This window comes from Pseudomonas sp. 2957, assembly GCF_031456345.1.
Lineage (GTDB): Bacteria > Pseudomonadota > Gammaproteobacteria > Pseudomonadales > Pseudomonadaceae > Aquipseudomonas > Aquipseudomonas siliginis.
Genome location: NZ_JAVDUL010000007.1, coordinates 208214 through 220948 on the forward strand (window position 1 = coordinate 208214; position 12735 = coordinate 220948).

At 57.2% G+C, this 12735-nt stretch carries 9 protein-coding genes and 1 pseudogene; 4 read left to right on the forward strand and 6 right to left on the reverse strand.

Annotation, left to right across the window (positions count from 1 at the left end; all coding sequences use genetic code 11):
- Positions 1 to 107 precede the first annotated feature (107 nt).
- The 4 genes from J2Y39_RS24050 to J2Y39_RS24065 are packed head-to-tail and all read right to left on the reverse strand — an operon-like array spanning position 108 to position 6595.
- The gene (locus J2Y39_RS24050) at positions 108 to 1544 is read right to left on the reverse strand and encodes a tyrosine-type recombinase/integrase (protein WP_310220125.1); all 1437 of its coding nucleotides are present in this window, start codon (positions 1542 to 1544) and stop codon (positions 108 to 110) included.
- A 2-nt stretch (positions 1545 to 1546) separates the two neighbouring features.
- A complete protein-coding gene (locus J2Y39_RS24055; RefSeq protein WP_310220127.1) occupies positions 1547 to 2176 on the reverse strand; it encodes a hypothetical protein in 630 nt (209 codons plus the stop codon).
- Positions 2173 to 4272 (reverse strand): integrase, encoded by a 2100-nt coding sequence (locus J2Y39_RS24060; protein WP_310220129.1) that lies wholly within the window; start codon positions 4270 to 4272, stop codon positions 2173 to 2175. Before J2Y39_RS24060 ends, J2Y39_RS24055 begins: the two co-directional genes overlap by 4 nt.
- Positions 4256 to 6595, reverse strand: a complete 2340-nt coding sequence (locus J2Y39_RS24065) for a hypothetical protein (protein WP_310220131.1) — start codon at positions 6593 to 6595, stop codon at positions 4256 to 4258. Before J2Y39_RS24065 ends, J2Y39_RS24060 begins: the two co-directional genes overlap by 17 nt.
- 79 nt (positions 6596 to 6674) lie before the next feature.
- Between J2Y39_RS24065 and hrpB the strand changes: the two are divergent.
- The 3 genes and pseudogenes from hrpB to J2Y39_RS24080 all read left to right on the forward strand — a co-directional run.
- Positions 6675 to 8813 (forward strand): annotated as a pseudogene (gene hrpB, locus J2Y39_RS24070) (ATP-dependent helicase HrpB); the annotation flags it as partial.
- 130 nt (positions 8814 to 8943) lie between these two features.
- Complete coding sequence (locus tag J2Y39_RS24075) at positions 8944 to 9516, forward strand: hypothetical protein (protein ID WP_256810310.1); 573 nt, start codon at positions 8944 to 8946, stop codon at positions 9514 to 9516.
- 13 nt (positions 9517 to 9529) lie between these two features.
- The gene (locus tag J2Y39_RS24080; RefSeq protein ID WP_095181885.1) at positions 9530 to 9955 is read left to right on the forward strand and encodes a hypothetical protein; all 426 of its coding nucleotides are present in this window, start codon (positions 9530 to 9532) and stop codon (positions 9953 to 9955) included.
- An 11-nt stretch (positions 9956 to 9966) separates the two neighbouring features.
- On the opposite strand, the gene J2Y39_RS24085 is transcribed toward J2Y39_RS24080, so the two are convergent.
- On the reverse strand, positions 9967 to 11046 hold the full coding sequence (locus J2Y39_RS24085; protein ID WP_310220133.1) for an endonuclease/exonuclease/phosphatase family protein: 1080 nt from the start codon (positions 11044 to 11046) through the stop codon (positions 9967 to 9969).
- A gap of 75 nt (positions 11047 to 11121) precedes the next feature.
- Positions 11122 to 11796: a YciC family protein gene (locus J2Y39_RS24090; RefSeq protein WP_016773061.1), complete on the reverse strand. Its 675-nt coding sequence runs from the start codon at positions 11794 to 11796 to the stop codon at positions 11122 to 11124.
- 177 nt (positions 11797 to 11973) lie between these two features.
- Between J2Y39_RS24090 and J2Y39_RS24095 the strand changes: the two genes are divergently transcribed.
- Positions 11974 to 12735, forward strand: coding sequence for a DUF2076 domain-containing protein (locus J2Y39_RS24095; RefSeq protein ID WP_310220135.1), 762 nt, complete (start codon positions 11974 to 11976; stop codon positions 12733 to 12735).

The following is a 12735-nucleotide window of genomic DNA, read 5'->3' on the forward strand; positions in this document are numbered from 1 at the left end:
GCTCGATGTGAGCTTACTCGAAAGTGTCCGTGTTAACCGGGTAGAACACAGTTTTCACTGCCGGAAGTCCGGACAGTGCAGCAGCGCTTGGCTTCACTGCTGGGTCGTCACTTTTTCAGCGTTGTACTGCGTTTCTCAGCGATCTCTGCATCTTGTTTGTACATCTCCTTGAGCTCCTTTCTGAGCCGCAGGTATTCCGTCACTGGCAGACCTTCCTCCAACTGCTGCTCAAGGTCTTTCGAGAGTGCGAAGTACTTGTCCATCGCCAGTGTCAGATGCGTTGAGCTGAGGGTCTCGGTGTAGTCAGCCAGATCCCTGAAAGCGAGATGGATGTAGTGCTCCACCGAGTCAGGGTCGAGGTGACCAGTCCATTCGGCGACCTCGGCTTTGAAGGTTTCGGTGTCCAAAAGCGCACGCCGAAAATCATCCGCGTTGTTTAGCCGATGCCGTGCGATGAACTGGGTAAAGAGGCGAGTGATCATGGCATGCCGAAACATGTGCGGGCAGATTTGAGACTCGATACCTGCGAGCTTTCGAAGGTGTAGGATTTCGTTAGAGAAGTTGGTATCGCTAAGGGGCTTGCCTGTACGCGAACAGACGAACACATATCCGTGATCCTTACCCCCTTTGTAGACGTCGCGCATGAGCTTTCGCCGAGGGCCATCGATGAACCGGTCTAACATGCGCAGCGTTGGCATCAGAATCGGTACATACCGCTCAGCATCTTCCTCACGCTTCAGGGTGTCCAAGCGCAATACCGGAGATTCGAGGCCAAGAGCAATCGCATCGCGCACATCCTGCACCTTCAGGTTTGCCAGCTCGCCACGCCGAGGGCCGAGGTCATTGAACAATTCGATCATTATGAGGCGCCGCATTTTCACGAAGTCGGTGGCCTTGTCCTTTCGATTGGCCGCCCTGAGCATCTGGATTTGCTCGCTGGTCACAGGGTCGCGATGACGCACGCGGTGAGGCTTCCCGAATGAGTGGTGCCAAAGATGGGACTTTAGAACTTTTCTGCCTCCCCGGACTTTGATGTAGTAGGTCTCCTCGCGCGCACGGATGGTGCCGTTCTCTGAGACGAAATTCGGGTGACGGTAGAAGGTGCCCACAAAAACCAAAAAATCGAGCCACACCTTGCCCGTGGCGATAACACTATTTTCTGTCTTCTTGGGCTGAGCTGGATTGTACTTAGCCGGCTCCAGTCGGATTTCGACAATGTAAGCCGTGAAGGCTTGATCCGTGAGGTTGATCGGGTCGATACCATCCCGATAGCACCGCTTCAGCAACTGTCCCACCATCCCTGCATGGCCTGCCATCGAGCCCCCCTTCGTCCCCCTCCGGGAAAGGCCATTGCGTGTGCGACCTCGGTTGGTGAGCAAAGTCTGAAGGTACAAGTTGCCGATGAGGCAGGGCGAACCGTTCGGCCAACACAGGAAGGACATGTTTGTCGCATCTTTGGTGCTAAAACGATCCACAGAGTAATGGCTGAAAAATGTAAACTCACCGAGTAGAGAATGAAGCTTTTTCTTGGTCACGGCCTGCATGACTACCCCTTCCTGTAATCGGCAATGTTGGACACGTCGGCGGAGGGTGTCGTCGCTTCGACAGTGTGCAGGGTGTTGAAGGGTGGCATCGCCATGCTGAGGATCGCTCTTAGGTTCTCAGCTGCATCTTGCGCCGCCTTTTCCCGCAGCAAGTGGGAGGAGGCGTTGTGGATGTTGAAAAACCAATCGTGAGACTCTGCCAGCGCTTTAAGCAGGAGCATGTTGGTCTGGCGATGCAGCAGAAGCTCATGCTCCAGTTCGGCAACCTTCAGCGTGAGACCAGATCGGCTGCGCTTGTTGGCTCGCTCTCCACGATTCTCCTCAATCTGAAGGGACTCTAGCGCTTTGAGCCGTAAATCATTGAGGGCCTTGAACCCGCCAGGTAAGTGTGCTTCGGCGTAGGTTTTCAGAGAGTTCAGGCTCATGGCCATGATCTGCAGAGACTCACCACGATCGCTGGTTACACTGCGTTCTAGAGCCGCAATACCACCCTGGCTCTTCAGTGCCTTACGAAGCTCCTGGTCGGCATAGTACTGCTTAGGCCGTTTGATAGCTTCCACCAGCAATGTGTGCAGCCCACGCACCGAAGGCACGGCCTGTGCGGCCAGTGAAACACCCTTGCCCTTGCTCATGCTGCCTCCGGAGCACGCTTAAGGCGCGCCACAATCTTGAATTTGTTGCCTTCGTGATCGCTGAAAAACTCGGGCTCGATCTCGACCCAGCCTTCCTGCATCAACTCCACAATTTGGTCTTCCAGGTCGTGGGTGCTGATCAACGTGAATTTTTCAGTGCCGTAGCGTTCCTTCAGCAGCTCCGTGAGCTCCATGAAATTCTCATAGTTGCCTTGGTGCAGTTGCTCGGCCACGGCCTGCGCCTTCGCGCTGGCCAGCACTGCACCGTCAGTCGACTCTGTGATGTAGCGGTATACGTGCTTCGGATCAGTGTGTCCGAGCATCCATTGAAGCGTATCGAGCTTGGCGAAGCTGCCGCAGTAGAAGAACAGCATCGCAAAGAACCGGCGCATCTGATGCTGGCGGAAGTAGTGTCGTTCACCCTTGGCCGTCAGCGGGGTCTCAAAATAGTCGCAGTAGAGATCCAGGTTGCGGTTGTACACATAGGCACTGGAGTCTGTCAGTTTCGCTGCCCCCCTGAAGTTCGGAACAGAAAAGAGCTTCTGAAGCTTCGGGATGTAGCCGATACGACGAAGCACCTTCTGCATTCGAATGAGTGTCTTGATCATATCTGCCGCGATTGGCTCGATCGGTCTGGCTTCTCGGCGGCGCATGCCAAACAAGTGCCGCGTGCTTTTTGCGTTCCGGAACAGCAGCCAACCCTCGGTCTCATCTAGGCAGTCTTTGGCGTTCAAGTCGTACAGCTCGCTGACCCTGCGTGCCATCAGAATTCCCACAGTCAGCTGTACGCAGCCTACGTAGACGCCCAGAAGCTCATAGAGGCCATGATTGGCACGCAGGCGCTCAAAATAGGATTCTTTGGTTCCCTTGATATTGCTTTGGTATGCCCCGTTGTTCGCTGAGTTCATAGCCAAGCAAAGCTTGCTTACACCAAACGCTGTCAGCTTGGGCCCTACCAGCTGTTTAACCTCTGATGCGGTCAGGGCGCTCGGGGAAACGCTGCGTTTACGACACTCTAGTGCGATACGGCAAAACGCTTTGCTAAGCTCCTGGCCATGGTCGAGGTGAAACTCGATTGCCTGACGCAGCCCCGTAAAGACGATTTCGGACGGAAGGGTGCGGAAGCGCCCGATGGTCGACAGATCAGGCTGGAATTTTTCCGCCTTTACCAAGGCTTCATGGCTGGGCGCCGGCAACTCCAGTTCATGAAGCACGCCTAGCTGGTAGACTGCTCGCCGGTAGGCCCCGTATGTAGAATCACGCATTTTTTCGCGGGCACCGCTGGTTACAGGCGCACCTGGAAATTCACGCTCGAACTGTGATAAGTCATCATTATAAATGAGGATGTCATACATGACTTTGGGTTGGTTTTTCCCCCAAAGGGTTTCTAGATAGATCTCCTGCGATAGCTCAGTGGTGTTTGGCTGATTGCCCCCCACTTGCTTGTGGTAGAAACCTTTAAGATAGAGCGCGGCGCGAACTTTAGGAATTAGCTCACAAGAAATGCCAAGGTTGTTCTCGACACGCTGCTCATCGGAAATTTCGGCAATTTGGGGCATGGTCTGAATGAGTTCGGCCAAGGTGATGGAGCTGGTTGCTTCGACAAGATCCAGGCAGTAATTTCTCAGCCGTTCACGCCAGTTGTACACTGACTCTGCAATGAGTGGAGTGTCAGCAAGCGTTTTAAGAATCTCTATCAAGTTTCCGGCAGTAAGACCTTCTAGGCCATACTTTGCCAATCGGTAGCGTTTACCATTAATTAGCAAGAAATCCAGTATGTGGCATGCAGTGCAAAAACGCTGAAGCTGCTGCCCCTGGACTTCATTGGTCTCCTGAAGATAACCCCAATCGTTACGGGTGCAGGACGTTAGGTAATACTTGAAGCCCAACAGAAGATTATGGTTTTTGGCATCCGTCAGCAGGCTTCCATCATCCAGCTGCACCCGCCAATCCAGTTTTTTGGGCTTTTTGTAGTCAAAGCTGTATTCCCAGATCTCAGCGTCGAAGTCACTCAGCAACCAAGACGCGCATCGATACGCCTCTGAGGGCTCAACCAAGAAAGGGGCGAGGAAATCGAGCTCAGGAGGCAGTTGCATAGATCAGGTCTTCCATGTGAGAGGCATTGGCGTGGTGTTGAGCAGCTTCGAGGTGTTCAATCAAGTCGCTGTCCAGTCCTTCCTCAATATCTTTGACCACCAGATCCGTGAAGCGCGCCCAGTAGATGGCCTTCGAGCAGAGCTGCCTGCCTGTTGGTTTTTCTTGTGTTGTCTTGGTTGCTTCGTCAACGGCGGCCTTTAGCGACAGCAGGGCCGTGAGCACGCCGGTATCGATCGAAACGATCACTTGGCCAGGCTTGTCAGCATCAGAATCGTTGGCTGCGGCTGCGGGCGTCTTGAGATAGTCAGGGTTCTGCAAGTGCTCCGGGATTTCCCGCAATGCGTGGTTTTCCAAAAATTTATGGAGCTCCTCCATGCTTGCGAAGTGGGCGACTTCTAGCAGGCGCGGGCTGTCTTTCATAGCGCGGCAGATAATCCCGCGCTGAAACAGACGGATCCAGCGTGTCTGGAAGAAGGCCAGGATGGGCTCTGGCAAGTAGCTGCTAAGCAGTGTGGAGGTGTATCCCTTGTGGCCCAACGCCCTGGCCATCTCCTCAACGTCGTGATCACGCAGGAAGATCTCGACGGCTGCGGAAGCGCGAAATGCTGTGACTGACAGCCTAGAAATGAAGCGTACGGTCGCGAATTCGCTACGATTTCCAAGAGCCATGAACTCCTCAACCATTTCACGTTTGAACTTAATGGTCGTATCATTCAGCTTGATGGACTCTGGCTTAGACGGTGTAGTGAATCGTCCTGCGGTGTGAAGGAACATATATCGCCACTCGTCGTTACCTGCTGCTCGAAGCTCATCTCGCAATACTTGATTCATGGAAAGCGTAAGCTGTACCCACTCGGCCTCTTCATTCGATAGCAGGATCTTCCTCTCACTATTCTGGCCGCCAGCCCTGTCTTTATATCCAGTCAACTGATAGGCGCCCGACTCTGTTTTTGTGAGCGCTGTCAGGTCGCCTCGCTTATTATAAAGTTCTAGGCCCAAGAAAAATGCATCGGTGACATCTGGATGTCCGTGGATCAATAGCATCTGTAGAGCGAAGGCGGTTTCTACGCTGGGAATACCAAGAAGCTTATAGGCTTCGCCTTTGGGGGCTTTGCCCAGGATGCTCTTTAAGTTGTTCTTAAAATATGTGACCCCTTTTTTCAGGAAGGTCGCACAGATATTTTCTGCGCCAATTTCGTCGATAGTTTTTGCGTTGTTGTTACCACCGGTTATAACAGTTCCTCGCTGTCCACGCTTTACGCAGGCCTCGTATGCTTCTTTGGCTTTTTGCAGTCGGTGTCTCGCCCATGTCAAGACGAGCGCGTTGTCTTCATGGATGTTTTTGAACAAAATTTCGATTGCTTCGCTATCTGTAAGGTGCATAGGGACTTCTGTAATCAATTTGTCGCTTACAACTGTTCCGTCAGCTTTCTGCTTGCTATTTGTCTTTGTACCTGGCGTCGACTTTGAAATTGGCCTAGGTAGAGCGCCCGAGAACGGCTTAGCCCAAATTCCGGACTGCAGAAAAACCTCATCCATTGAGAAGATAAATTTTGCGTAGGAACGGCTTCGGATATCTAAGTCTGTACCATTCTCTAATGCCTGTGTGAAGCTGTGGAACATGAAGTCAATGAATAGTCGCCTGATTTTTACTGGATTTTGGAATGTCGAGACTGGCCAGCGCTCTTCGTTGTCCGCGAGATAATAGACAAATGTATTGAAGTCAGAATGGGATGGACTCAATTTTTTAGACATGTTGTTGCTGTAGTGTTCGTACACACTTTCAGCAAACTCAGGGCCATGAGAGTTCCACAAATAAGCAATGGGCACGTACCCGTTTTTTCCATTGCGGCCTTGAACCGTCCAGCTATTCCAATACCGCAGAGCTATAGGATCCAAACGATCTTGCATCGACTGCCAGACGTGCTGGTAGAGCTTAGGTTGCCAGTCTGCAGTGGTGAGTTCTGGCAGCATCGGAATCTCTTCGCGCATCTTGATCATTAGCTTGACGAAGCTCCGCTGGTATTCCCTCCTGGATTGATATCCCACGGGAACTAGCGAGCCGCCATCGAGCGCACCCAGGAAGCCTTGGATGACTTTTTCGAATCCCGCGTTTGAAAGTGACAGGTAGGTGATTGGCGTAGCGGTCACATGACAGTAGGCATCGAAGACAGGAATGAGGTTGCCAGCCTTTGTTTTGGAACGTGTGGCTAAAGCATCGAAAGTACGCTGCATTAGCTCCAGGACGTCAGGAGGGATCGCTGTGATTGGATAGAAAGGCAAACACTGCATTTCCTTGATGATTGTCAAAGTGTTTTCCATCTATACAAATCCATTCAAGCCACTGTAATAGCTGCATTTTTCACAGATTTGACAAGATAGTGCAAGTGGCAATCTCGTCGAACGCAGTCTCGACGCCGATCTGGCGCTGGCGCTCAGTCTGAACGGTCGCGAGCTGTTTCGCGCTGAACAGCCGCTGAAGATTCTGCTGATGTCGGCGACCCTCGAAGGCGAGCGCCTGGCGGGGTTGCTCGATGACGCGCCGATCCTGCGCAGCGAAGGCCGCATGTATCCGGTGACGATGCGCTGGGGCCGGCCGTTTCAGCCAGGCGAATACATCGACCAGCGCGTTACCCAAACCGTGCTCGAAGCGCTGCACGACGAGACCGGCAGTCTGTTGGTGTTCCTGCCGGGGCAAGCGGAGATCCGCCGCGTGCATCAGCAACTGGCCGACGCCATTGGCGAGCGCAAAGACATCTTGCTGTGCCCGTTGCACGGCGAACTCGACCTCAATGCGCAACGCGCGGCGATCGATCCGGCGCCGCCCGGTCAGCGCAAAGTGGTGCTGGCAACCAACATCGCCGAGACCAGCCTGACCATCAACGGCGTGCGCGTGGTCATCGATGCCGGGCTGGCGCGGGTGCCGCGTTTCGACCCGGGCAGTGGCATGACCCGCCTCGACACTCAACGCATCTCCAAGGCCAGCGCCACCCAGCGTGCCGGCCGCGCCGGGCGATTGGAGCCGGGCGTGTGTTATCGCCTGTGGTCACAGGATCAGCACGAACAACTGGCGGCCTATGGCAGCGCGGAAATTCTCTCGGCGGATCTGGCCAGCCTCGCTTTGCAACTCGGGCGCTGGGGCGTGACCCCGGGCGAACTGGTCTGGCTGGATGTGCCCCCGGCCGCCGCGTATGCGCAAGCGCAGGATCTGCTGCAACGCCTCGGCGCCTTGCACGGCGACACGCTGACGGCCCACGGCCAGGCCATGGCTGAACTGCCGGCGCATCCGCGCATTGCGCATTTGCTGTTGCGCGGTCAGGCGCTGGGGCTGGCGGCGATGGCCTGCGATGTGGCGGCGCTGCTCGGCGAGCGCGATATCCTGCGCGGCGCTGGCGCGGATCTGCACAGCCGATTGATTCTGCTTTCCGGCGAAGGACGTGCCGGCCGTGGGGCGCAGGGCGGGGTGCAACGTGCCCGGCAATTGGCTCGGCAATATCGCGGCTACTTGCGCGGCAAGCCGAGCGAGCCGGTCAGCGATGCAGACCATCCGCGCTGGCTCGGCGCGCTATTGGCGCTGGCCTACCCGGATCGCGTCGCCCAGCAACGGCGTGCCGGGGGTGCCGAATACCGGTTGGCCAACGGTCGCGCCGCGCTGTTCGCTGAGGCCGACAGCTTGATGAAGCATGAGTGGATTGTCATCGCCGACCTCGGCAGCCGTCAGGGCCAGCGCGAAGAACGCATCTATCTGGCGGCGGATTTCGATCCGGCGCTGTTCGATTCGGTGCTCACCGAGCAAGTGCGCAGCGTCGACCAACTCGATTGGGATGAACGCGAAGGCGTGCTGCGTGCCGAGCGCCAGCGCAAGGTCGGCGAGCTGATTCTCAGCCGCGAACCGTTGACCGGTCTCGATGAAAACACGCGCAGTCAGGCCCTGGTCAATCTGGTGCGACGCAAGGGTCTGGAGCTGCTGCCATGGACGCCGGAACTGCGCCAGTGGCAAGCGCGGGTGGCGCTGTTGCGCCAGCTCGATCTGCGCACTCAGGACGACAGCCAATGGCCGGATGTCAGCGATGCAGCGCTGCTCAATACCCTGGAAGACTGGCTGATGCCGTATCTGGGCAAGGTCTCGCGGCTGAGCCATTTCGCCAACCTCGACCTGTCGAGCATCGTGCGCAATCTGCTGCCGTGGCCGCTGCCGCAGAAGCTCGACGAACTGGCGCCGCATCATTTGAGCGTGCCGTCGGGTTCATCGATTCGCCTGGATTACAGCGACCATCCACCGATTCTCGCGGTGCGCTTGCAGGAGCTGTTTGGTCTGGCCGATACGCCACGGATTGCCGGCGGCCGGCAAGTGGTCAAGCTGCATCTGCTGTCGCCAGCGCGGCGACCGGTGCAGGTCACGCAGGACCTGGCCAACTTCTGGCGCAGCACCTATGCCGAGGTGAAGAAGGATCTGAAGGGGCGTTATCCGAAGCATTATTGGCCGGACGATCCTTTGGTCGCCGAAGCCACGGCGCGGGCGAAACCACGGGGCACCTGACCCGCAATGGCTGCGTGCCATTAGCCCATCCGTGCTAATTGCCCTTGGTTGTTCAGGCTCGCAAAATCGCCGCCTGAACAATAACAAGCCTTGTTGCCTGGCAACTTGTGCCCAAGGAACGGAACTGCCCATGAGCTCTTTCTTCAAGTTCAAGAAGTTGATCTTCTTGTCGGCTGCGCTGCTGGCCGCCTCTAATCCGACAATGGCCGAAGAGTCCAACCCGATTGGCGACTGGTGGATTATCTACGGCAACGGCGTGCCCCAGAAAAACATCATGTACGTCGCCGATGCCACCTCGGTCGTGCCTTCGCAGAAAACCAAAGGCGCAACCATGGTCGCAGTGACCCTGGTGTATGAAGAGCCGGGCAAACCGATGATCGACGTCTACAACCTCGAAGCCCAATGCTCTACGGGCAAGGTGCGTTTTATCAATGGCCAGTCCATCGAGCGTCTTGCCTACACCATGCGTCATCTGAAAGTTGCCAATCAATGGCAGACCCCCAAAGAGTTCTGGGTCCAGCAAGCGCTGAAGTTTGCCTGCGCCCCTGGCAGTCGCGCGAAAAACGACATGGCCGCCGTGGGCAAGATGGAATACCTGCAGATGATCGAGATGCTGCAGCAGATGTTCTTCAAGCTCGCGCCGATTCAGCAAAAGAGCCAGATGATGGACAACATCGACAGCCTGCTCGAACTGAAGAAATAAGCCGGGGCATCCAATGACTTACACACGTTTGTGGCTGGCAACCCTGGTGGCAGGATTGATATTGAGCGGTTGTGGCACTATCGCGCAGAGCCGCTGGGAGGGCCGCGATCTCCAGGAAGCACTGGACCTGTTCGGCACGCCTGATTCGATGAAAAAAGAAATCGGCCCAAATGGCGAACCCTTGGCCGTGCTGACCTGGTACAAGTCCGCGAGCTGGACCACCACCGAAGCGGCTGGCACTTCGATGACCCATACCGGCAACGGCATGGTGTACACCGAGCATTATCAGCAAGTTGGGCACAGTTCCGATTGCAAATTGCAGGCGAAGATCGATCAACAGAAGAAGATTGCACAGTTCCTGATCGAGGACGGGCGAATCCTGCATGGCAAGTGCCTGGGCGTCCGGTTTGTCCCCGGTTACATTCCGCCCGGCTTCTAAGGTCAGAGCGCTCAGGGCGCAGCGGGCAGGAGGAACCGCGCAATCACCGGCAAGTGGTCGGAGATGCGCAAGGTATCGTCCTGCCGCACCTGTGCTTGCAGGCGTTTGAGCTTCGGGCTGTAGAACAGATAATCCACCGTGCGATCCGGGCCGTTGAGCCCGGGGTCGTTGGGGTAATGGGTCAGCCATTTGGCCCGGTCGATGCCGCCGGCTTCATTGTTGGTCGGGATCATCGGGTACTTGTCCCACAGCAGATGCAGTTCGCTGTCAGCAGAGTAGGGCGAGCGGCGCTCGACGGGCAGGCGTCGGTACTGGCCCAGCGGCAGCAGATTGAAATCGCCACCGATCAGCCAGGGCAGGCCCTGGCTTTCATACTTGTCGAGCACTTTGGCCACGGCGGCGACTTGCGCCTGCAAGTGGCCGTCCGCCTGGCTGGCGCGCTGCAGATGGGTGTTGAATACGGTCAGTTGTCCGCCATCACTGAGCGGCAGTTTGACGGCCAGCAAAGCGTCTTTGGGCTGGAACTGGCGGCTGATGAAGTTGCTCGGGGCCACGGGCAGTTGCAGGCGTTCGGCGTGTTCGATGCGATAGCGACTCAACGTCGCCAACTGGCGGCCGACGCTGCCGTAGATATGTGGCTCGGGAACAAAATCCGCCTTCCAGTCGAAGGCGCTGGTGCTGCACGGGTACAGATCGGCGACGCGTTCCTGCAACAGTTTGAGCTGGTTCTGGTAATCGCTGGCCTTGGCGCCGTCGTCGAGCTCCTGCAACAGCACCACATCGGGTTGTTCGTCGCGGATCACCCGCGCCACTTCGTCGAGGCTGAAGGCCATGTCTTCGGCGGTCGGCGCTTCGTCGTCGCCCTGAGCCAGGTCATTCCAGAATACGTAGCGCTTGCCGGCGAGGAACTGCACGTTCCAGGTCATGACTTTCAGTGCTTGCCCGGGCACCAGCGTCGGCGCCGTGGTGCTGCAACTGACCGGCAGGGTTTCGCGGGCATCGGGGCGCCAGGTCAGGCTGAACAGCAGTACGCCGAACAGGACGACGGCAAGGATGACGAGAAGCAGGGTGTAGCGCAGCAGACGGGTCATGGCTCGGCTTATAGCGTTACAGGAAGTGGCCCCGAGCATACCTGACGGCAGCCGCGAAGCCCAAGCACGGCGCGGTCAGACCGCTCCGTTACGTTTGTCAGGCAATTCGCTGATCAGCATGAACAGGCGGAACAGCACCACACTGGTGAACAGTTGCAGAAAGCTGTGAGCGCTGTCGATCAGCCCGGCAATCAGCGGATTCTGCGGTTCGGGGTACACCGCCAGCGTCGCGCCCTTGAGCAACCACAACGGAGTCATCACGCAGAGAATGCACAGCAGGATGCGCCAGAAGTGCCCGCGCGTCAGGCGCAGGCTTTCCTTCATCGCCTGCAACGGCCCGAGGCCGCGCAGCACCAACAGGTATTCAGCGAAGGCGAGCATGACCATCAGCATCAGGCCCGGGAGGAAGTACAGCGACAGGCCCAGCAGAATCAGCAAGGTATTGAGCGCGGTCAGCACGGCGAAGCGTGGCCACAGGGTTGCGGCCATCGCCAGCAGGTCGCGGTTGCGCGGCGACTCGCCACGGCTGCGCGCATCGAGAAACAGGATCAGCGCGGCGGTGTACAGCGGATACACCAGCAGGCCGACGATGATGCTGACTCCGGCGAAGGTGTCCGGCCCGGTGGCGTGATCGACCGCCTGCTGCAAGAAAGCTTCGACGATCACCAGCGGCAGGCACAACTGCACGATGCTGCCCAGATGGCGTTTGAAAAAATACAAAGAGTCGCGCAGTACTTCGAGGGCATTCATCAGTCGGTATCGCAGGTCGAAAACAGTGGCTCACTTTAACCGATGCAACGCGGGGCGACACAAACGTAAACATTCGGTAAAGGTCATTGAAACGTTTTGTCACTGTCTCCATTACAGGAGAGCACCGCGCCCAGAGTGGGCGCGGGCACGTTATTACCGGCAATCTACGAGGTCGCCATGAACAGCGAAGAGCAAACCCTGATCGATGGACTGTTTTCCCGGCTGCAACAGGCCGAGACGGAGGCAGCCCCGCGCGACGCCCAGGCCGAGGCGCGGATCAAGGAACACCTGACGCGCCAACCGGCGGCAGGTTATTTCATGACCCAGGCGATTCTGGTGCAAGAGGCCGCGCTGAAAAGCCTCGATGAGCAGAACAAGCAACTGACCCAGCAAGTCCAGCGCCTGCAGGCCGAGCTGCAATCGGCCAAGGCCCAGAGTGGCGCACCGGCAGCGAGCGGTAGCGGTGGCTTCCTGTCGAGCATTTTTGGTGGCGGCAGTTCGCGTCCGGCGCCGAGCCAGAGCGCAGCGCCGTCGTCCTCCGGCGGCTGGCGTGAACCAGCGCCGCAGCAGAGCTACCAGGCACCGGCGCCACAACAGAGCTTCGGCGCCGCGCCGCCCAACTATGCGCAGCAGGCAGCCCCGGCGGCGGGCAACAGCTTCCTCGGCGGCGCGCTGAAAACCGCCGCTGGCGTGGCCGGCGGTGTGATGCTGGCGCAGGGCATCAGCAGCCTGTTCCACCACAATCAGCAACCGGAAGAAATCGTCGAGGTCATCAAGGAAGAACCGGCGCAGGTCGCCGATCAGAGCAACAACGGCTGGGGCGATGATCAGCGCGTGGCGGACAACGGCTTCTCGGGCAATGACCAGAACGGTTTCAGCGACGCCGATTACAGCGATGACAATTCATCGTTCTTCGATGACGACGACTCCTTCGTCTGA

What these genes read in the sequence shown, in the direction of transcription:
- J2Y39_RS24060 (WP_310220129.1), bottom strand. Translation starts at nt 4,272, where the DNA reads ATGCAACTGCCTCCTGAGCTCGATTTCCTCGCCCCTTTCTTGGTTGAG.
- J2Y39_RS24090 (WP_016773061.1), bottom strand. Translation starts at nt 11,796, where the DNA reads ATGAATGCCCTCGAAGTACTGCGCGACTCTTTGTATTTTTTCAAACGC.
- J2Y39_RS24080 (WP_095181885.1), top strand. Translation starts at nt 9,530, where the DNA reads ATGACTTACACACGTTTGTGGCTGGCAACCCTGGTGGCAGGATTGATA.
- J2Y39_RS24050 (WP_310220125.1), bottom strand. Translation starts at nt 1,544, where the DNA reads ATGCAGGCCGTGACCAAGAAAAAGCTTCATTCTCTACTCGGTGAGTTT.
- J2Y39_RS24055 (WP_310220127.1), bottom strand. Translation starts at nt 2,176, where the DNA reads ATGAGCAAGGGCAAGGGTGTTTCACTGGCCGCACAGGCCGTGCCTTCG.
- J2Y39_RS24085 (WP_310220133.1), bottom strand. Translation starts at nt 11,046, where the DNA reads ATGACCCGTCTGCTGCGCTACACCCTGCTTCTCGTCATCCTTGCCGTC.
- J2Y39_RS24095 (WP_310220135.1), top strand. Translation starts at nt 11,974, where the DNA reads ATGAACAGCGAAGAGCAAACCCTGATCGATGGACTGTTTTCCCGGCTG.
- J2Y39_RS24075 (WP_256810310.1), top strand. Translation starts at nt 8,944, where the DNA reads ATGAGCTCTTTCTTCAAGTTCAAGAAGTTGATCTTCTTGTCGGCTGCG.
- J2Y39_RS24065 (WP_310220131.1), bottom strand. Translation starts at nt 6,595, where the DNA reads ATGGAAAACACTTTGACAATCATCAAGGAAATGCAGTGTTTGCCTTTC.